The organism is Eubacterium sp. BL-380-WT-2B, from assembly GCF_009696115.1.
Taxonomy (GTDB): Bacteria; Bacillota; Clostridia; order Eubacteriales; family Eubacteriaceae; genus Eubacterium; species Eubacterium callanderi.
In genome coordinates, this window is record NZ_VUMP01000003.1 from 198582 (window position 1) to 219107 (window position 20526).

The 20526-nt window shown below is 46.5% G+C and carries 18 protein-coding genes; 15 read left to right on the forward strand and 3 right to left on the reverse strand.

All coding sequences use genetic code 11. From position 1 onward, the window contains the following. Nucleotides 1-41 precede the first annotated feature (41 nt). Nucleotides 42-257: a DUF1858 domain-containing protein gene (locus FYJ53_RS07060; protein ID WP_013379838.1), complete on the reverse strand. Its 216-nt coding sequence runs from the start codon at nucleotides 255-257 to the stop codon at nucleotides 42-44. 169 nt (nucleotides 258-426) lie between these two features. Here FYJ53_RS07060 and FYJ53_RS07065 point away from each other — a divergent pair, with 169 nt between their 5' ends. The 10 genes from FYJ53_RS07065 (at nucleotide 427) to FYJ53_RS21135 (ending at nucleotide 9387) form a co-directional block, all read left to right on the forward strand. After that, entirely contained in the window at nucleotides 427-702 is a 276-nt protein-coding gene (locus FYJ53_RS07065) for an HPr family phosphocarrier protein (protein ID WP_041690139.1), read from the forward strand. Between the two features lie 107 nt (nucleotides 703-809). Beyond that, nucleotides 810-1565 (forward strand): adenosylcobinamide-GDP ribazoletransferase, encoded by a 756-nt coding sequence (gene cobS / locus FYJ53_RS07070; protein WP_013379840.1) that lies wholly within the window; start codon nucleotides 810-812, stop codon nucleotides 1563-1565. 5 nt (nucleotides 1566-1570) lie between these two features. Then, nucleotides 1571-3475: a YgiQ family radical SAM protein gene (locus FYJ53_RS07075; protein WP_227162768.1), complete on the forward strand. Its 1905-nt coding sequence runs from the start codon at nucleotides 1571-1573 to the stop codon at nucleotides 3473-3475. Further along, nucleotides 3447-3827, forward strand: a complete 381-nt coding sequence (locus FYJ53_RS07080; RefSeq protein WP_041690140.1) for a metal-dependent transcriptional regulator — start codon at nucleotides 3447-3449, stop codon at nucleotides 3825-3827. The genes FYJ53_RS07075 and FYJ53_RS07080 overlap by 29 nt, the downstream gene beginning before the upstream one ends. A 99-nt stretch (nucleotides 3828-3926) precedes the next feature. Next, nucleotides 3927-5267, forward strand: a complete 1341-nt coding sequence (gene rlmD / locus FYJ53_RS07085; RefSeq protein ID WP_013379843.1) for a 23S rRNA (uracil(1939)-C(5))-methyltransferase RlmD — start codon at nucleotides 3927-3929, stop codon at nucleotides 5265-5267. Nucleotides 5268-5487: 220 nt separating this feature from the next. Continuing rightward, a complete protein-coding gene (locus FYJ53_RS07090) occupies nucleotides 5488-6246 on the forward strand; it encodes a hypothetical protein (protein WP_013379844.1) in 759 nt (252 codons plus the stop codon). A gap of 16 nt (nucleotides 6247-6262) precedes the next feature. After that, on the forward strand, nucleotides 6263-6394 hold the full coding sequence (locus tag FYJ53_RS21785) for an NUDIX domain-containing protein (RefSeq protein ID WP_337926961.1): 132 nt from the start codon (nucleotides 6263-6265) through the stop codon (nucleotides 6392-6394). Between the two features lie 642 nt (nucleotides 6395-7036). Continuing rightward, a complete protein-coding gene (locus FYJ53_RS07100; RefSeq protein ID WP_013379847.1) occupies nucleotides 7037-7522 on the forward strand; it encodes a hypothetical protein in 486 nt (161 codons plus the stop codon). 406 nt (nucleotides 7523-7928) lie between these two features. Further along, on the forward strand, nucleotides 7929-8138 hold the full coding sequence (locus FYJ53_RS07105; protein WP_013379850.1) for a hypothetical protein: 210 nt from the start codon (nucleotides 7929-7931) through the stop codon (nucleotides 8136-8138). A 226-nt stretch (nucleotides 8139-8364) separates the two neighbouring features. Next, on the forward strand, nucleotides 8365-9387 hold the full coding sequence (locus FYJ53_RS21135) for a GNAT family N-acetyltransferase (RefSeq protein ID WP_013379852.1): 1023 nt from the start codon (nucleotides 8365-8367) through the stop codon (nucleotides 9385-9387). 49 nt (nucleotides 9388-9436) lie between these two features. Here FYJ53_RS21135 and FYJ53_RS07115 read toward each other — a convergent pair whose 3' ends face one another. Beyond that, complete coding sequence (locus tag FYJ53_RS07115) at nucleotides 9437-9643, reverse strand: hypothetical protein (RefSeq protein ID WP_013379853.1); 207 nt, start codon at nucleotides 9641-9643, stop codon at nucleotides 9437-9439. 215 nt (nucleotides 9644-9858) lie between these two features. On the opposite strand from FYJ53_RS07115, the gene FYJ53_RS07120 reads away from it, so the two are divergent. After that, nucleotides 9859-11295, forward strand: coding sequence for an MFS transporter (locus tag FYJ53_RS07120; RefSeq protein ID WP_013379855.1), 1437 nt, complete (start codon nucleotides 9859-9861; stop codon nucleotides 11293-11295). 57 nt (nucleotides 11296-11352) lie between these two features. Here the strand turns inward: FYJ53_RS07120 and FYJ53_RS07125 are convergent, their stop codons facing one another. Further along, nucleotides 11353-14550, reverse strand: coding sequence for a UvrD-helicase domain-containing protein (locus FYJ53_RS07125; protein WP_013379856.1), 3198 nt, complete (start codon nucleotides 14548-14550; stop codon nucleotides 11353-11355). Nucleotides 14551-14747: 197 nt separating this feature from the next. On the opposite strand from FYJ53_RS07125, the gene FYJ53_RS07130 reads away from it, so the two are divergent. From FYJ53_RS07130 to FYJ53_RS07145, 4 genes are all read left to right on the forward strand, one after another. Continuing rightward, nucleotides 14748-17786 (forward strand): diguanylate cyclase domain-containing protein, encoded by a 3039-nt coding sequence (locus tag FYJ53_RS07130; protein WP_013379857.1) that lies wholly within the window; start codon nucleotides 14748-14750, stop codon nucleotides 17784-17786. 11 nt (nucleotides 17787-17797) lie between these two features. Further along, nucleotides 17798-18313, forward strand: a complete 516-nt coding sequence (locus tag FYJ53_RS07135; RefSeq protein ID WP_013379858.1) for a C-GCAxxG-C-C family protein — start codon at nucleotides 17798-17800, stop codon at nucleotides 18311-18313. Nucleotides 18314-18416: 103 nt separating this feature from the next. Next, nucleotides 18417-19730 (forward strand): HdeD family acid-resistance protein, encoded by a 1314-nt coding sequence (locus FYJ53_RS07140; protein WP_123876043.1) that lies wholly within the window; start codon nucleotides 18417-18419, stop codon nucleotides 19728-19730. A 101-nt stretch (nucleotides 19731-19831) separates the two neighbouring features. Continuing rightward, complete coding sequence (locus FYJ53_RS07145) at nucleotides 19832-20524, forward strand: lipopolysaccharide assembly protein LapB (protein WP_013379860.1); 693 nt, start codon at nucleotides 19832-19834, stop codon at nucleotides 20522-20524. Nucleotides 20525-20526 lie beyond the last annotated feature (2 nt).

The following is a 20526-nucleotide window of genomic DNA, read 5'->3' on the forward strand; positions in this document are numbered from 1 at the left end:
GCAACGTCCTTAAAAGAACGTCGCTTTTCTTAAGAATTTAATTATTTGGTTGCATCAACAGCGTTTAACGCGTCGTTAATGGAACGGACCATTGCTTCCGGATCAATGCCGTGGGCGAGACAGCCCTGTTCAATATTTTCAAAGCGGGCAGCCATGCAGCCAAAGCAGTGCATTCCGTATGCCTGGAAAACCGGCACAGAATCAGGATATTTTTCAACGGCCTCTAAGATGCCCATATCTTTTGTTACTTTATCCATATTGTTCACCTCCAAATGGTTATTATAATCAAACTATACCCTTATTATATAGTTTGAAAAAGATTTTGGCAAGAGTATAAAGAAAAAAGAAAGGCAATTACTTGAAAAAAATAAGAGGCCGTTGTATAATATATACGATAGGGGAATTTTCTATAAAGGGGTGTATAATGTGATAACCGACAAAGTAGTGGTACAAAACCGTGCTGGACTCCATGCAAAACCAGCATCTCTGTTTGTACAAACGGCCAATAAGTTCAAGAGCGAAATTTACATCAGTAAAGGCTCAACACGTGTAAACGCTAAAAGCATTATGGGTGTAATGATTTTAGCTGTTCAAAAGGGCGATGAGATCGTAATCGAAGCCTCGGGCGATGATGAAAAGCTCGCGGTCGAAAAGTTAATAGAACTCATTAATAATAAATTCGATCTGCCCGATGAATCTTAACAAAATGTAAACTGAGAAAAGTATGGATGGGTTCATTCATACTTTTCTTTTGTTCACGCGGCATTTACCGCGCCTTTTTACGATCTTATGACAACAAAGGAGTTTTTATGCGCAAAATACTGATCGCCATTTCCTTTTTTACCCGCTTTCCCATAAAGCTGAAGGATGTGAGCGAGGAAGAATTTTATGATTCAATGATTTTTATGCCGCTCGTGGGCCTTCTGGTTGGGGCGATCCTGTTCGCGGTCTCCTGGGTATTATCCTATATTCATGTCATCCAGTTGCAGGCCCTCTTTACCATGATCGTCTATATCTGGATTACCGGCGGTCTGCATCTCGACGGCTTTGCCGATACAGTGGACGCCCTGTTCTCGGCCAGGGATCACGCGAAAATGATGGAGATTATGAAGGACAGCCGCCTGGGTTCCTTTGGAGCCATCGGCCTGATCCTGCTGTTTCTGACCATCTGGTCCTGCTATACAGTTATCCTGCCGGAAAACCTGCTGATTCTGATCCTTATGCCAGTTATCGGCCGATACTGCGCCATACAGACCTGCTGCTTCTCAACCTACGCCGAGGGCGGCGGCGGACTGGGGCGCCGGATTGTCGAGATGACCAAGCCCTGGCATGTGCTGCTCTATCTGGTGCTGATCCTGCCCTTTGCCTGGTTTGCCATTGGGCCGGTGGCCTTCTTTGCAGCGCTGGGAACCATGGTCATCAATTTAGGCCTCATGCTCTATTTACAGCATAAAATCGGCGGCATTACCGGCGATACCATCGGCCTGACCATTGAACTGACCCAGACGATTTTCCTGGTGGTTCTGGCAGTTATTCAGGCGAATTGGATGCTTCTGGCAGCGTGATGGCTATGAAAAACCAATGCTTACCAACCAATCGGCAGGAAATGCGTGACCGCGGCTGGGCAGAGGTTGACTTTGCCCTAGTTACGGGGGACGGCTATGTGGATCATCCCTCCTTTGGGGCGGCGGTGATTTCCCGGGTTTTGGAAAGCCATGGCTACCGGGTGGGCATTATCGCCCAGCCCGACTGGCACAGCACCGGGGATTTCGAGGTCTTTGGCCGCCCGCGCCTGGGGTTTATGGTGACAGCCGGGAACCTCGATTCCATGGTCAGCCACTATACCGTCAATAAAAAGAGGCGGAAAAAAGATGTGTATACGCCGGGAGGTGTTGCCGGCCGGCGGCCAGACCGGGCCACCATTGTCTACTGCGGTAAAATACGCGAAGCCTACAAGGATATTCCGTTGATTATCGGCGGGATTGAAGCCAGCCTGCGGCGTTTTGCCCATTATGACTACTGGCAGAATAAGGTGCGGCGCTCAATTCTGTTTGACAGCCGGGCCGATCTTCTGGTCTACGGCATGGGCGAAAAAGCCATTGTCGAGATTGCGGACAGCCTTAATGCCGGCATTCCGGTATCCGAATTAAACTACATTAAAGGTACAGCCTGTATCATTAAAGAAATGCTTTCGGATTGTGTGGAATTGCCAGGCTGCGAAGCGGTGACCGCGGATAAAAAGACTTATGCCGAAGCGGCAAAAGTCATTCATGGGAGCAACGATCCCTTTAACCCAAGGCCTTTTATCCAGCCGACCGGCAACCGGTACCTGTGCCAGAATCCACCGCAGATGCCGCTGACCGAGGCAGAGATGGACGAAATCTATGGACTGCCCTATACCTTTCGCCAGTGCGAAAGCGCGCTGGGAGACGGCGCGATTCCGGGAATTGAGGAAATAAAATTCAGTATTACAGCCAACAGGGGCTGTTTTGGGAATTGTCATTTCTGTGCCCTTGCCATTCATCAGGGGCGGTATATCCAAAAGCGGAGCAAGGCCTCCATTGTGGCCGAAGCAAAACGCATGATTAAAGATCCGGATTTTAAGGGCTATATCCACGATATCGGCGGCCCAACCGCTAATTTCAGAAATCCGGCCTGCGAAAAACAGAAAACAAAGGGCGTCTGCCCGCACAGGGAGTGCCTGTTTCCCAAGCCCTGTGAGAATCTGGACACGGACGAAAGTGAATACCTGGAGGTGCTGCGGGCAGTAAGGCAGCTGCCGGGCGTCAAGAAGGTGTTTGTCCGCTCCGGCATTCGTTACGATTTTCTCCTGAAGGATAAAAATAAAAGCTTTTTTAAAGAGCTGGTGAAATACCACGTCAGCGGACAGCTGCGGGTAGCGCCAGAGCATGTGGCGGGGTCTGTGCTCCGCAGCATGGGAAAACCGGACTTTTCGGTTTATGAACGTTTTTACCGGGAATTTGTCCAGTATGATAAACAGTTCAAGACCAATCAATTTGTGGTTCCTTATTTTATAACCGGCCACCCGGGCTGCACCCTGAGCGATGCCATCACCCTGAGTGAGTATATCCGGGACCACGGCGCTGTGCCCGAGCAGGTGCAGGATTTTTATCCGACGCCGGGCAGTATTGCCACAGCCATGTATTATACAGGCTATAATCCCTTTACCATGGAGTCCATGCATATTCCAAAGGACAGGGAAAAGCTGATGCAGCGCGCACTGATCCAGTATAATCGGCCGGAGAACTACAAGCTGGTTCATGAGGCTTTGATAAAGGCCGGCCGGAGAGACCTGATCGGCAGCCACAAAGAGGCGCTGATCCCCGAAAAACCCCGCGGCGTAAAAATGGTCGGGGGAAAGGCCCCAGAGAAAAAGCCGGGAACCAGAGGTAAAAATAAAAGAAAAAATGGTGGTAAAAATGGAAATGGAAAAAAAACTAACCGAATCAATTGAAGACTATATTGAAACCATATATTTGGATTTTTCACAGGATAACCGGGGCGTCCGCATCACCGACCTTGCCCAGGCCATGGGGGTGAGCAAGGCCAGCGCCAACGACGCCGTCAAAAAGCTGAAATCCCTGGGCTATGTAGAGCATGAACGCTATGGCCAGATCTATCTGACCGACAGCGGCGAAGCCATGGGCATCAAAATCTATGAAAAACACTGCATTATTACCAAGTTTTTAAACCAGGTTCTGGATGTCAGCCCCAAGGTGGCAGAAAACGACGCCTGCTGTATTGAACATATCATCAGCGATGAAACCTTTGAAAAAATGAAAGCCTATCTGAAGGATAACGAATAAAAAAGACCGTGCCGTTCACCGAGAGCGGCGCGGTTTTTTATATGACAGACCAGGCGTTTTCTGTTACAATAATCCTAACCGAGAAAGGAAAAGAAACCATTGAAGATAAAAGAGAGAATCACCATCGTGTTAGAGGATATTACCCACAGCGGCGAGGGCGTTGGCCGGGTCGACAATATGATCGTATTTGTGGACGGCGGCGTGCCCGGAGACACGGTGGAAATTGAGATAACAGCCATCAAGAAGACCTATATGACCGGAAAGATTTTAAAATTGATTATCCCCTCCGGGACACGGCAGGAGCCTCCGTGTCCTTATTTTGGGCGCTGTGGCGGCTGCCAGCTCCTGCAGGTGCAGTACGATGCCCAGCTTGCCATCAAGCGTAAAATCGTCACCGACGCACTGGAAAGAATCGGCGGGATTAAGGACGTCCCGGTAAACGCCGTGATCGGCATGGAGACGCCATACCGCTACCGCAATAAAGCCCAGTTTAAAATCAGCGGTAAAGGCGTGGGCTTTTTCGCCAAGCGAAGCCATCAGATCGTCCCCATCGAAGACTGCCTGACCCAGCCCGAAAGCTGTGTACAGGTCATTGAAACCTTTAACGCGCTGCTGAAAGATGGCTGCTTTGAGCTTTACGACGAGCAACAGCATACAGGCTTTCTGAGAGGAATTATCCAGAGAACCAACGAGCAGGGCGAAAATATGATTGTGATCGTGGGAAACGGAAAAAAACTCAAGCATAAAGACAAAATTCTTCAGGCCATTACCGAGAGAATTCCAGAGGTGCGCTCCGTCTACCTGAATGTCAATACTACCAGAGGGAACGCCGTGCTGGGCAGAGAAAACCACCTGCTGCTGGGCACACCGCAGATTGAGGAGCGCATTGGCGACCTGAGCTTTCTAATCTCGCCCAATTCTTTTTTCCAGGTCAATACCCGCCAGACAAAGGTGCTGTATGATCTGGTGAAAAGGATGGCCACCTTAACCGGCGCCGAAACACTTTTCGACCTTTATTGCGGCACAGGCACCATCGGCCTGTACCTGGCCCGCGAAGCCGCCCGGGTCTATGGCATCGAGATCGTGGAAAACGCCGTCCTCGACGCCCAGGAGAACGCCGAGCGCAACCAGATCAAAAATATCCGCTTTATCCAGGGAAAATCCGAAACAGAAGCCCCAAAACTGGCAGAAGAAGGCGTCCATCCCGATGTCATTGTCCTCGACCCGCCCAGAAAAGGCTGCGACCCCGCGCTCCTGGAAATGATCGAAAATCTGTCCGTCCCCAAAGTCGTCTACGTTTCCTGCAACCCCTCAACCCTGGCCCGCGACCTGAAAATTCTGCGTGAGTATGGGTATCAGGTGCAGGAAGTTCAGCCAGTGGATTTGTTTCCTGGGACGGGGCATGTGGAGACGGTAGTTCTGATGTCTAAGGTCAGGTAATTATGTGCGAAAAAGGCCTGATTTCAGGTCTTTTTTGCAAATATGGATATGAAAACATTCAATCCGAGGTCTAAACTAATCGCTTTACGGAAACAGGGAGATACGGATTTATCGAAAAAAGTGTGTATAGTTTAGACGCCGATTTAGATGTCAGAGAGAGTTTAGGCAGTGTATTGGATGTTGTGAGATTCGCAAGTATTGCAAAAAGGAGGATTGTGTTATGGTATTTAATCCTGGTCTAAAAATAGGACAAATATTAAAAAATACAGATATTGTCGATACGTTCAAATGTGGGAATATGGGTGGTATGAGGCGTTCAAAAACAACGAATACATTAGTGATTGTTTCTGACTATACAAAAGGAATCTACCATGATAAGTGGATTGGAGGAATTCTTCATTATACAGGTATGGGAAAATTAGGAGATCAGGATATTAACTGGGCGCAAAATAGAACTCTTGCAGAGTGTGGATACAACGGTGTTGATGTACATCTATTTGAAGTGATGGATGCTGGCGAATATGTTTATTGCGGAAAAATTGAATTGGTTAACAGGCCTTACATGGAAATACAACCAGGTGATAATGGGGAAAATAGAAAAGTATGGATGTTCCCTATAAGACCAGTTCCAGACAATGATGTAAAGAAACCGCCAATGTTTGTATTTAAAGACATGGAGGACTACAAAACGCGCGGTAAAGATGCAGACGCAGAATATGCTAAGACTGTTGCTGCAAAGAAAAAGCGCAGTTGTAAAACGTCAACTCCAATTATTCCCGTAATACATAAACCAGAGCCAAAGCCTCAAGTAGTAATTCCAAGAGACATTGTTGGAAAACAAGTGAAACATAAAGCCTTTGGAACTGGAAAAATTACTAGAATTGATGGAACAACTATAGCGGTGGCGTTTGACACTGTAGGTGTTAAGAAGATGGGTTATGAATTCTGTATGGAAAAGAAGCTGATAGAGTTCATTTGATTGGGATATGATGAGAATGATTAGAGCAGTAGCTACGGTTACTCGTAGTGAAGATAAAATATTTGCTATTGCCAGAGGTTATGGTGAATTCAAAGGTCAATGGGAATTTTCAGGAGGAAAGATTGAGAAAGGCGAAACACCACAGTAGGCATTTGTTCGTGAAATACAAGAGGAACTCGGTGCGAAAATTGAGGTTGGCAAATTTATTGACACAATCGAGTATGATTACCTGTCATTTCATTTGAGCATGTATTGCTTCTGGTGTATTGTTGCCAATGGGAAAAAGAGGCAGAGGCTTCCAGATGGCTAAGTAAGGACGAACTATATAGCATTAATTGGCTACCAGCAGACATTACGTTTATTGAAATAATAAAGAATAGCCTAATCACGTGAGACATCGATTTAGATGTCAGAGGGAGTTTAGGCGGTGGATTGCATGATATACTTGGGAGGTGTTTTCACATATTTAATATATGGGATAGGATTAAAGCGATTGACGATGAGTATTCAGAAAGTGAAATCTTTTTAAAGTATGGCTTGTCCAGTTTAATGTTGTATGAGCCAACAAGGAAAGAAATGATTAGCCTTTGGGGCGATATGATGATTCGATTTCAAACACCCAAAACAAGTATCGCTATGCAGCAGCGTGTATCAGGTGAGCGATTTGCGATACCGAAGAGGAAATCTGTTTACTTCGGTATTTCCATCAGTATAATATAACTGTCCAGATTCTTATATTGGTGGCGAGTTTAATTATCGCTATGGAAATGAAATAATAACTGATAGTAAAGTGAATCTACTAACCGTTGGGATACATCATTTTAAGCTTTATGTTAATGATGGAACATCAGATGTAGATAAGCGTTCTATTCTAAATGTTTTTGCTTTTTTAAACGGATGTCCTAATTTTGAATTTCTAAATAATACACGCGTTAATCAAAAATTGGATGACCTATATCAAAGGTTTGATTTGATTGACTGTATTCGACTCAGACATCCGAATTATTTGAAGTCTGATATAGAAAAGCCCATCTATTTAGAATTGTCAATACTTAAAAACAAACGTGGGCATAAAAACATAGTTTTTAATAAGATGCCACACGAAGGTATTTTGGATTTATATCATGCAACGCTAAAACAATTTGAACCGCTGCCAAGATGTGTTTTCTTATATAGGGTGTTTGAATATGCTGCAGTAAATCACTATAGGATTCAGTTTAACCCAGCACAATATAAACCAGAAAACGCGATGGAATATTATTTGAATAAATTATAATCCTAATTCTAATCCACTGTATTACATGGATTTTGGGAGCGAAAATGTTAAACCAAAGCTATGCAATTTCTTTACAGTCTTAAAGTCTGAAGTAAAAAGAATATTGAATGAATTGTCTACAGCTCCGTATTTATCGAATAAGACGACAAGTGAAATTATATATTTAACAGGAAGAAATTTTACAGAGCATGGGGCTTCAGGCACCCGTGGTGAACGAAACATGCACTACGATTATGATAAAAATTATCTGCAAATAAATAATGTAAATATTCTATTAGAACTCATTGCAAGATATGTTATAGAGCTACTTAATCCAGAATTGAAAAATGTGGCGGAAAGTCGAACATTATTTTATAAGGATAAGTACAAGCGATTTCTCGAAAAAAGATAAATAGAATTAACTCTCTTGGCCGTTGAAGCGGTCATCAACCATGGTAACCTTCTGCAGCATCCTGCGGACAAGGCTTTCATCAAAGATAGTAAAGGAGTGTGCAGAGATATCATAGGTATTGGCCGGTGGGGAAATGGCGATGTTGAGTTGTTTTTTGAACATACATCTGAAATAGATGATATGATGGAATTAATTGAGCAGTCTTATCGAATGCAGGCTGATTAAATTCAGAAAAGACAATTACAGTCAGATGAAATATTTAGGATATTATTTTGAGGTTCAGATAAAACGATATTATGTAGATAGATGCTTTAAGTATAGATACAAATTAAAGATGTAAATGAATTAGAATGGATGGATACCATACCTTAAAAGAAAAATGAAATTTGAACATTATCGGAAAAAATAGATTGTTTAGATTACACCTTCACTTACATAGAAAGGACACCTCATGGAAAACTTAACCCTTATCCCACCCACCAAAGCAAACAAAACAGCAATACTGGCGTTCAAAAATGAATTTTTTCAGGCCGGCGAAAGAGTCATCAACGGCAGCGCGCTTCTCGACCAGATGGATTATGAGGAGTGGCTGGAAAACATTAGAAGAAACGCAGATTCTCAAACAGTGCGGGAGGACTGGGTGGTGTCCTCGACGTTTTTGGCAGTCCGTGAACAAGATCAGCGGATTGTGGGGATTGTTGATCTTCGCCACAGTCTGGGTCAGCCTTTTCTTGCGGAATACGGGGGACATATTGGCTATGCTGTCCGCCCTTCGGAGCGCGGGAAAAGCTATGCGGTGCAGATTTTATCGCTGGCGCTGGAGGCGGCTCAGAAGCTGGGGCTTGAGGCAGTGATGCTGGGTTGCTACGCGGATAATATGGGATCAATCAAAACGATGCTGAAATGTGGTGGTGTATTAAAAGAGGAGAAGCCTTATATTGATGGAAAGCCCATGTGCATTTATTGGATTACCATCAAGGAGGGACCTGTCCGCAGGCTCATAGAAAAAGATACGGAACGTGCAGCGGAAATCGTCAACCATTGCTGGAAAACCACTTATGCGGGCTATGTGGACCCTGTGCAGCTCGGTGAAGTGTGGTGCGGCAAACGCAGTGAGGCCATTAAAGACGAATTCCGGACAAACGGGCTGGAGAATTATGTGTTTGACGAAAAAGGAGTAAAAGGCATACTCTCCTGCGGCAAAAGCGCAGATGCGGATAAGACTGATGCATTTGAGCTCTGGCGGATTTATGTTGATCCGGCGTTTCAGGCGCAGGAGATTGGTAGTAAGCTGCTGGCGTTTGGAGAAGCGTTGGCAAAAGAGCGGAATTATCAGGAAATGGTTATCTGGGCCTTTGAAAAAAATAAAAATGCCTGTAGGTTTTATAAAAAGCATGGCTACAAACCAGATATTACGCAGCATCTGGGTGAAAATTTTAATGCTGAGGGGCTCAGATTTATAAAGTCCTTATAAAAAATCCCTTGTCAATAAAAGACAGGGGATTTTTACTTTGGCCGGTTAGTTAATTTTCAGATTTGACGGCTTCCAGTATTTCAGCGATACCGGTTGCGCCCCATTTTACACAATATGGAATCGAAAAAGATTCATCATGAAACGCATTGAGTGCTTCAAGCGTTTCCGGGGACAGCTTGGACATAATGGCTTCTAAGGCTTCAAAATGTTCATTTATTTCTTTAAGACGGACCGTGTCATTTTCTTTGATTTTCACAAAGTTACCTCCTGAAAGTGTTTAGCGATACTTTTCTTTTCTTTATTTTAACACGGTCTGCCTAAAACCTCAATGGCAGGCGGCCCTGAAATTTTTCAGAATATTTTCAGAATTTGTATGATAGAATGTTGTTTCAAAAAGGTATATAGTATTAAACAAAAAAGATTTCAAAAGAATGAATGAAAAGCACATTTTAGCAGAAAAGGGATGAATAAATGAGTAAAAACAGGACATATGGTAAGTGGAGCATTCTGTTCACTGTGTTGATTATGACTTTTATGGTGACGTTGGATGGAAGTATTGTGAACGTGGCACTTCCGGTCATGTCTGGCGAGCTGAATGCAAGCATGGGGGATATCGAATGGGTGGCCAGTATCTATCTTGTGGTCACCTGTGCCACGATTTTGATTTTTGGCCGATTGGGCGATATGATCGGCAAGGTTCGGATTTTTCAAATCGGGGTCATTCTTTTTACTGTTGGATCATTGCTGTGCAGTATTTCCGGTACGCTGCCGCTCTTAATTGGCGCAAGGGTGGTACAGGGACTGGGCAGTGCGGCAGCCCTCGCCAACAATCAGGGAATCATTACAGAGTCTTTCCCGCCCGATGAGCGGGGAAAAGCCCTTGGGTTTGTCAGCACCTTTGTGGCGCTGGGGAGCATGACCGGCCCGACCCTTGGCGGGATGATTCTCACGGTGCTTCCTTGGACTTATATTTTTTTGATCAACATACCGGTTGGGGTGCTCTCCTTTTTAATCGGCCTGAGAACGCTGCCGAATAAAAAACCGGCAAAGCCAGGACGTCTGGACGCAAAGGGCTCGGTTTTACTGCTGCTTTCAATACTGTTGCTGTTCGGCTCGTTTACCTTGCTGCAGAATGGTGTGAGTCTTCCGATTATCATCGGCATTATTGCCGGTGCGGTTTTTCTGGCATTATTTATTATGGTTGAAAAGCGGATGGACGATCCGCTGGTTCCCATCGGCATTTTCAAGAACAAGATGTTTTCCCTGAATCTTTTTACCATGCTGACAGCCTTTGTCGCCATTGGGGCAAACAATATTATCATGCCCTTTTATCTCCAGGACGCCCGGCAGTTCAGCCCTGGAATGGCGGGACTTTTGATGACGGTTATCCCGCTGATCACAGCGGTCATGGGCCCCATCAGCGGTACCATGTCTGACCATATCGGCAGTGAGCTGCCAACCATGATCGGCCTTATCTTTACGACGATCGGGCTGGCGCTGATGACAATGCTCGGCATTGATACCACCATAGCGGTGATTATTCTTTTTCTCGCTGTTATCGCGGTAGGAAGCGCCTTGTTTCAGTCTCCCAACAACTCTTTGGTTATGGGCAGTGTCTCCCGGGATGAGCTGGGTCTGGTAGGCAGTCTGGCGGGACTGGTGAGGAATATGGGCATGTCGGTGGGAATTACTGCCGGTACATCTCTGCTGTACAGCCGGATGAGTGATATGGCGGGCTACCGGGTCACCAATTATATTCCTGGCCAGCCGGACGTCTTTTTATACGGCCTGCGCTCGGTCTACATCATGCTGGCGGTTGTTGTGTTCGTTGGAGCCTTGTTAACCATTATCCGTTTTGTCTATGCAAGAAAGCAGGAGAGAAAACAGGTTGCTCAGCAGGAAAAATAGAACAGAAAACCGGTGAATACAGGTAATTGGATGTACTCACCGGTTTTATTAATGCGCTCAGGATAAGAGGTCGATAAGGCTGATCTGCTTGCCTTCGTTTGGATTCTGGGGTTTCCCTGCGGATTGGCGTTTCAGCACAGCCTCTGGCAATTCGTTTAGAAACGGCGAAGGCTCTGACGAGGTGGTGAGGATCAGTTCATCTTTTGCCCGGGTCATCCCGACAAAGAACAGCCGCCGTTCCTCCTGAATATCGGATGGCAGCTTGCCGATTTCCAGAGGCATTATGCCTTTTTTTGCGCCGTAGAGGAATACAATGGGGAACTCCAGTCCTTTTGAGCCGTGGAGGGTCATGAGGGTAACCGCGTCTGAGGTATAGACTTTGTTCGCGCTTCTCTTCAGGTCGCCTTCCTCACCGAAGGTCAGTGTATCCATGAACTCGGCCAGCGTTTTGTAAAAGACGGTCATATCCAGAAATTTTGTGAAAGCCTTGCTCTCGTTCAGTCCGAGCTCGGCAGCCCAGTCTTCTAAAAGTTTTTGTGGCTTTGTGCGCTTTGTTTTGGACTGGTACTTTTCCTTCAGATAGCCATAGGGGCAGCGGCTGGTGTCAATCTGATCAGGTGTTTTAATCAAAATATCAGCGGTTTCCTCTGGGAGATCCCAGAGAAGCTTCAGGCACATTCTGAGGGAAAGCTGGTCTTCGGGGTCGAGGAGTGTCCTGAAGAAGCAGACGGTTCCCCGGACATTCCGATCTGTAAGAAAATCATCTCTGCCGGTAATAACATAGGGAATGCCCTCTTTTTTCAGGCAGGTTTCGAGCATTTCGGCCTGCTTGTGCGTACGGTAGAGCACGGCAATATCTGAAAAACTACGCATGGTCTGGCTGTCCTGGCGGTTATCGGCGGTTTCGGTGTCCAGCATGTCGATCCCCCCGATGAGCCGGTTGATTTCACGGGCGATAAAGATTCCCTCTGACAGCTCGCTGGGAGCGCTCACCAGTTTGAGCGGGGTACCCTTTGACTGGAAAGGCTGTATTTCACGCTTTGCGCCCTCGTTGTGGTTGATGACCTGACAGGCTGAGGTGACAATTTCCGGAGTGGAGCGGTAATTGTGCACAAGCCGGATGGTCTGGAGCTCTGGGTAATCGGCGGACAGGCGGTCAAAGCATCGGGCGTCTGAGCCACGGAAGCCGTAGATGGACTGGTCCGGATCACCGATGACGAAAAGCTCTTTGCCACCGCGGTTCCAGGCTTTGATGAGTTCAAATTGGATGGGACTGATGTCCTGGAATTCATCGACCAGTAAAAAGCTGTAATGATTCTTGCGGATGCTGTTTTTATCTTCATCTTCCAGCATCACAAGTGTTTCGGAGAGAAGGTCATCAAAATCCAGGACAGATAAAGCTTTAAGCTGCTGACCGTAATAATCAAAGGCGGCTTCTGAGAGGATACCGGATCCTTTTGAAAGTCCGGTTTTCATAAGGGAAACTTCTTTCAGAAATTGCTTTGCGGAAAGGCTTAGGCCAAAATGGCGGATGGTTTCCTCGGCGGTTTCAAGGGTTTCAAATGCATCAGCCAGTGTAAAACCGCCCCGGTGTTCCTTTAAAAGTTTATGGCAAAGGCTGTGAAAGGTTCCGATGTTTACCTGTCTGGCGGATCGTTTTCCAAGCACCTTTTCAAGCCGTTCCCGCATTTCGGCAGCGGCCTTATTTGTAAAGGTGACGGCGGTGATCTCCGTTGGCTTAACGCGCCGCTCATTGAGTAAATGAAGGATACGGGAAACCAGGGTTTTGGTTTTTCCGGTTCCCGGACCTGCAATGACGGCGATGGCTCTCCGCGCTGTTATGACAGCTTCCTGCTGTTCTGCGTTTAGCAATTCTGTCACAATGGGATGTGGAGGCTGGCCTGTTTCAGGTTCTTCGGGTTTGCCTGCGGCGGGCAGCTGTTTTGCGCTCTTTTCTTTCCGGGGCATCTGCGCCAGTTCTGAAGACGCAAAGAGGCTGACCTGGCCGTCAAGGGCGTTCAACTCAGAATCGTCAATAAGTTTGACCTTGCCGTATTCGCCGTCGTAACCGGGGATTCGCTCGACTTCACCCTTTCTGAGACGGTTAATGCCTTCCGAGATGAGAAAGCCCGCTGCTTTTTTGATGTCCTCGACGGGTGTCTCGCGAAGAATCAAAAACTCTGGTCCCAGCTTTTTCAGCATTTCCATGTAATCTTTTTGCACTTTCACACTGGCTGCTGAGCGTCCTGTGGAGGCAGCGATGACTTCCGGAAGTGGGACAAGGCTTTCGTAGGGGCGGGCATTTTTAAGAACATAACCATCCTCCCGGTCCGCGAGCTGCTCAACACGGTGGGAGACACCGATGGTCAGCTTTCTGCCGCAGACCGGGCATTTCCCATTGTAGGGTTCTGCCTCCTGTGGGCTTAAGCACAAATGGCATTTCCGGTGTCCGTCATAATGATACTTTCCTTCTTCGGGGAAGAACTCGATGGTCCCTGCCAGTCCTTTACCTTCCTGGATGGCGCCGGAGAGCCCTTCATAGCTGAGCTCAATGTCCATTAAATTGGCTTCACGCCCCAGCTTGGCGGGAGAATGAGCGTCAGAATTTGAGATGAGCTGATAGCCGTCGAGGGCGGAAAGACGCCAGTTCATGGGAGGGTCAGAGGATAAGCCGGTTTCCAGGGCATGGATATGGGGTGTGAGATCCTCAAAGCATTCTTCGATGGTATCGAAACCTGAGAAAGCACCGAAAAGGGAAAAATGCGGCGTCCAGATATGAGCGGGAATATAGATGGCATCCGGGCAGGTTTCAAGCATGATCTCCAAGAGGTCGTGGCAGTCAAGCCCCAGTATAGGCCGTCCGTCGGAATGAATATTACCGATGGCCTCCAGCTTTTTGGCAAAGAGCTCGGCGGTTTCAATGCTTGGCAGCAGAATAACGCTGTGTACCTTGCGCACTTTACCATTTTTTTTGTAGATTGAGCTGATCTCGCCGGTGATGACAAAACGCGGGTCGGTTTTGACGCCTGGAGTATCATCTTTTAAGCGGAAATCTTTTTTTAAGGTATAGAGGCCTGATTCGGCCCGCTCAAGTTTTTCCTTTAATTCTTCCCGCCACGCCGGGTGGGTAAAATCGCCGGTTCCCAGAATATCAATACCCTTTCTTCTAGACCATAGATCCAGATGCTCTGGCGTGCACTCCTTGCTGGTGGCTCTTGAGTAACGGGAATGTATATGTAAATCTGAAATAAACAAAAATGATCACCTGCTTCTAATTAAGATATGCTTAATTATAGCCTTTTTCCCCTGAATGTACAAGGGAATAGAGGCTGACAGCCAATGGCTTTTTTATTTTGTCAGCTTTTATTCTTTCTTAGTAAATGTTATAATAGAATTAATTTATTTGTAAACAATTAAAACAGATGATGAGGATAAATAAGGATGTGAATCCAATGGACAAACGAAAAAAATATAAAGAACGTTTATTACAAATTGATCAAGATTTATTTGAGCTTAAACCGCTGTTGATCGATAATAAAACATTAAAGGAAAATGCTGATTATCTGGCAGAATTTTTAAAGCGTTATCTGCCCATAAACCAGCTGGCGCTGGCGCAGATATCCAATGAAGGCGGCATAATGGAAAGTGCTTTCTGGAAAAATGACCGGAATGAGGATTTTTGGATGGCAGTTATTCATGAACACATGGATAAATGGCAGAATGAAAAGGACAGCCTGTCAGATTTTGATACAGTGGATACAGGCACCGGGAAAGCCTCCGTTTATGTGTTGTTTCCAGTGGCCTGTGAGGATAGACTTGCGGGGGCTCTGCTTGTGCATAAGCCTGAAAAGACAGGGTTGTGGAGCGAGGAGGAAATTGCCCTTCTGAAATTAATGGCGTCCACGATCAGCGTGGCGCTCATCAACCGTGCCCGTTATGAGGAGTATGCCCTTCAGGGTTATGTTTTCAATGAGATGATGGACAATACCAGCACAAATATTTATGTCACCGATGTTGAGACCAACGAAATACTCTTTATGAACAAGGCAATGCAGAAGTCCTTTGAAATTGAAAAGCCTGAGGGGAAAATCTGCTGGCAGGTTCTTCAGAAGGGGATGGAAGGCCCCTGTCCTTTCTGTCCTGTGCCCGGGCTTTTGAAGGATGAGGACGAGCACCCTTCTGTTGTCTGGGAGGAAGAAAATACGCGAACGGGCATTACCTATAAAAATTATGACAGCTTTATGCAGTGGACAGACGGGCGCACGGTTCATTTCCAGCAATCCGTAGACCATACAACTACCCGCCAGCTTGAAAAGGCGGCTGCCACCGACGAGCTGACCGAGCTGCTGAACCGGCGGGCCGGAAAGCTGGCGCTGGACCATACGCTCAGCCAGGCAAAACGGGATAAAATCAGGGTGATTGTGGGTATGTATGATGTCAACGACCTTAAGGAGGTCAATGATACTTATGGACACGCAGAAGGCGATGTTTTGTTGAAGACCATTGCCAGGAATATTAAGGAATGCCTGGCGCCGCAGGATTACACATTCCGGCTGAGCGGTGATGAGTTTATCATTGTTTTCAAGGATACTGACCTCACAGCCTCTAAGGAAAAGGTGCGGCGTGCCAGAGAGCGGATACAGCTTTTTAAGGAGAAGCACCAAAAGCTCTACGAAATGAACTTCTGCTGTGGTTATGAGGAGGTTGAGCCCGATGACCAAAGGACCATCACAGAGATTCTGACAAATGTTGATGAGAAAATGTATGAGAAAAAAAGGCTGTTCCACATTCAAAAGGCAGAAGAAAAGTACCAAAAGGAGGGAGAAAAGCAGGGGCGGACAAAGACCTTTAGCTATGATAAAGAACATCTTTACGATGCGCTGGTCCAGAGTACGGATGATTATATCTATGTGTGCAATATGAAGACGAACACCTTCCGTTATTCTAAGGCGATGGTGGAGGAGTTTGACCTTCCCGGCGAGGTGATCGAAAACGCTGCTGCGGTTTGGGGAGCGAGGGTTCACGATCTGGATAAAAAGGCCTTTCTCGAATCAAATCAGGAAATAACAGACGGCAGGACGGACTGCCACAGTGTCGAATATCGTGCCAGAAACCGCAAGGGCGAATGGGTGTGGATGCGGTGCAGAGGCCATCTGGAGCGTGACGAATCCGGCGAACCAACGCTTTTTGCCGGCATTATCACAAATCTGGGAAAGAAAAACAAAATAGATCACCTGACCGGGCTTTTTAATAAGTTTGAATTTGAGGAAGAAATCGAGCGGCTGATCAGTACAAAGCCGGATCAGCCCATTGGGATAATGATTTTGGGAATAGATGAGTTTAAGCGTATCAATGATCTCTATAACCGAAGCTTTGGCGATGAGGTCATACGGATTATCTCCCAGAAGATTCAGACATTTCTGCCTCCGGATGCCACGGTCTACCGGATGGATGGCGATGAGTTCGGTATTATTCTCAGAAATGGTACGGTGCATGGACTGGAAAACATTTACGGGAAAATATACCAGGCTGTTAACCATCAGCAGGAGTTCAACGGTAAGAAATTTTATTGTACGCTCTCTGCCGGGTGCACCCTTTACCCATTGGACGGCAAAACCTATCTTGATTTAATCAAATATGCGGGGTATTCATTGGAATACGCTAAAAATAAAGGGAAGAATCAGATTGCCTTTTTCTCAGAGGATATCCTGATTGGAAAAACCCGTCAGCTGGATTTGACCGAGCTGCTGCGCGAAAGTGTGGAGCAGGGTTTTGAAAATTTTGAAGTCTATTACCAGCTTCAGGTCAATGCTGATACGAGAAAGATAAAAGGAGCGGAAGCGCTGGCACGATGGAAATGTGAAAAGTACGGGCAGGTACCACCAGACCAGTTTATCCCGATTCTGGAGGAAAGCGGCCTTATTATCCCGGTCGGCAAATGGATCTTTGAACAGGCGCTGGGCGCTTGTGCCCGCTGGATAAAAAAAGACCCGGATTTTGTCATCAGCGTTAACCTGTCCTACGTCCAGCTTGAGGACGCCGGGTTCATCGATTTTATGGAGCGGACAGTGCTGAGCAGCGGCGTTCCCCCGGCGAACGTGGTAGTAGAGATGACGGAAAGCTACATCGCCTCAAATATAAACCGGGTCGAAGGGATCTTTGACCGGATACGCAGCTTCGGTATGAAAATCGCTATGGATGATTTTGGAACAGGTTATTCCTCGCTTGGAATCCTGAAGAAAATTCCGGCAGACATTGTGAAAATTGACCGGATATTTGTAAAAGATGTTCAGACAAGCCATTTTGATCTGACCTTTATAAAATTCATTGTGGAGCTGTGCCATGATGTGGGGATTGAGGTCTGCCTGGAGGGGGTGGAGACAGAAGGCGAGTACGAGGCTGTAAAGCCCCATGCCGTTGATTTTATACAGGGATATCTTTTTGGAAGACCTGTGCCGGGAAGTATTTTTAAAGAACAAAATTTTAGTTAGGGAGTGTAAAAATGGAAGATCAGGAAAAAAAGGATCAAATTTTCAGTTATGCGGTTGAGAATTTTAAAAACGGACTAAACTGTGCAGAGTGTGTTTATGACGCTCTGATCAGGGCAGGGGTGCTGGAGGTTCCGTCTGAAACGAGAGCGATGTGCACAGGTTTTGGCGGCGGTATCGGGCTCAGCGGTTATACCTGTGGAGCACTTTCCGGTGCGGTTATGGCAAACAGCGCCATATACGGCCGGCCAGACCCATGGGCAGTACCGGATGAGGAAAGGGGCCACGAAGTGGCGGCCAGGTATTACCGGCGTTACAACAAAATGGTGCACGATTTTGAGGCGGCCAACAGCGGGGTGCTCTGTCGGGAAATTTGTTCAAAATATGATGACTGGCACAGCAAAGACCGGAAAAAGGCATGTCTTAAGCTTATCGGCGCGGCGGCGGTGATGGCCTATGAATATTTACAGATGCCCCAGGAAGAAGCCTTTGAGTTGCCCTATGGCGAAAACATGGGAGAAATGAAGTAAAAAGTAACCGCTCCGTCTTAAATTCTTGAAGAAGTCTTGAAGAAATGGCGGGGCGGTTTTATTGTATAATAAATTTGATAAACTTATGATTAAGGGGAGCATTATGCATACATTAAAGAATGTCGCGCCGGTGATCTGGATCATTATCGCTGTCTTGGTTTTGTGCGCGGGCCTGATCCTGATTTTTAATACGACGCTGGCCTGGAGTATCATCGAATGGAGCGTCGCCGCCCTGATTCTGGCGGTTGGGTTGATTTACCTGTTTTCGGTTTTTATTAAAACAACGGAGCAGAAATTAAAGGCCCTTGGAATCGGAGCTCTCTGTGTTTTGGGCAGTGCCGCTCTCTTTGCCATGCCACGTTTAATCGGCGGCACCTTTGGTCTGGTGTCCGCGGTTCTGGCCATTATCATTGGCCTGCTGGTGCTGTTGAATGCCTTTAAGCTCCGCAGAGACGGGGCGGGTTGGACAGGCACACTGATTACAGCGGCCGCTTATCTTGCCATTGGCTTCGCCATGTTCTTCGCGGAATCAGGCGGGCGTTTGTTCAGCGTGCTGCTTGGCCTGTATTTTGTTGTTTTTTCTTTCAATATTTTTGGGGATGCGCTGGTTTCCTTAATGGGAAACAATACAGCAGCTCAAAAATACAAACGGAAGGTCCGCGTTCCGCTGCCGACTTTTATCGCAGCGTTTTTGCCGATGAAAATGCTGAGGACTGTCAATCATCTGGTGGAGGAGGATCCTGATGAGCTGCTGTTGGTTGAGCGGCCTGAGCAGCGTCATGAGCCGGATATGGAAATCTATATTCATACGAGAGAGGGTTTTATCCCAGGCATGGGACATGTGGACATCGCTGTCGGCGATCAGGTATACACCTATGGAAATTATGATGATGCCACATGGAAGCTGGGAGGCTTCTTTGCAGACGGCGTAATGGTTGAAATGGACCGCGAGACACACATACGCATGTCGCTGGAGGTTGAGAAAAAAGTCCTGATGGTCTATGGCCTTGCTCTGAAGCCTGAGCAAAAGAAAGCTATTTTAGAGCGTATCGCAGCATTAAAAGCGGATATGATTCCCTGGGAACCATTGGCACAGCAGGCAGAAAAGGGTGAAATCGAAGGAAATCCAGAGGATTATCAGGATGTTGCGAGCCAGACCTATCGCAATTCCAGAGGACGTTTTTATAAATTTAAAAAGGGGAATCCCTTTAAAACTTACTACGCGGTGGGTACAAACTGTGTAAAGCTCGCAGACAGCATTGTCGGGCAATCGGGGATAGATCTGCTGCGTGTAAACGGGATCATCACGCCCGGCACCTACCTCGATTATCTCGATAGCCTCTATGAACGTGGGGATTCCATAGTGGTAGCGCGAAAGCTCTATTATCCGGAAAACAGTGATGCCGGCAGAGAATAAAGAAAAACTCAAGGTTTCAGGCTGTTTCCGGGCTTTGGTTTTGATTTATTTTTCTTTATACGTTATAATAGCACTATTATAATGTTAAGTGGGGAATAAAAATGCAGTGGACTGAGAAGGATTATCGAAAGATGGACACTGCCATCAAAAAAGGATATGAGTTTTTTTCAGAGAGCCCTGAAAAATCCGTCAACTACTGGTGGCAGGTATGGACTAAAATCAACAATTATAACCAGAAAAACGGAAGCCGCAGCTTTTACACTGTGCTGGACGGCTGGTCCGGCTGGGATACGTCACCTGTTACGTGGATGACTGATTTTGAGGATGCCTTTGTCAATTACGGACGGCTGGATCAGCGGATCACCTACTGTGAGACTATGCTGAAGAATTATGACGATATCAGCAATGTCAGCCGACGGATTATCAATAATACCCTGGCCTCCGCCTATCTGGAAAAAGGCGATCTTAAAAAGGGCGATGCCTTTTACAGAGAGCTGATGAAAAATCCGGAAAGCGATTTGACGGTGTGGGTTAATTATGCCAGGACCTTTACGAACGGGGTAAGGCATGAGAACGATTTTGAAAAGGCCGCGGGTATTCTGGAGGAGGGCGAAAAACGCCTGAAAAACCACGAGGTCAGCCCCATTGGCAGCAATGACCTTTACAGCGCTCTGGCAGATACTTACGAGAAATTGGATATGCCCGACAAGGCAGATAACGCCCGGTCAAAAATCAAGGGCGATGCGGCTAAAAAAGAATCCTTTTTTACAAGGCTCTTTAAAAAGAAAAAATAGGA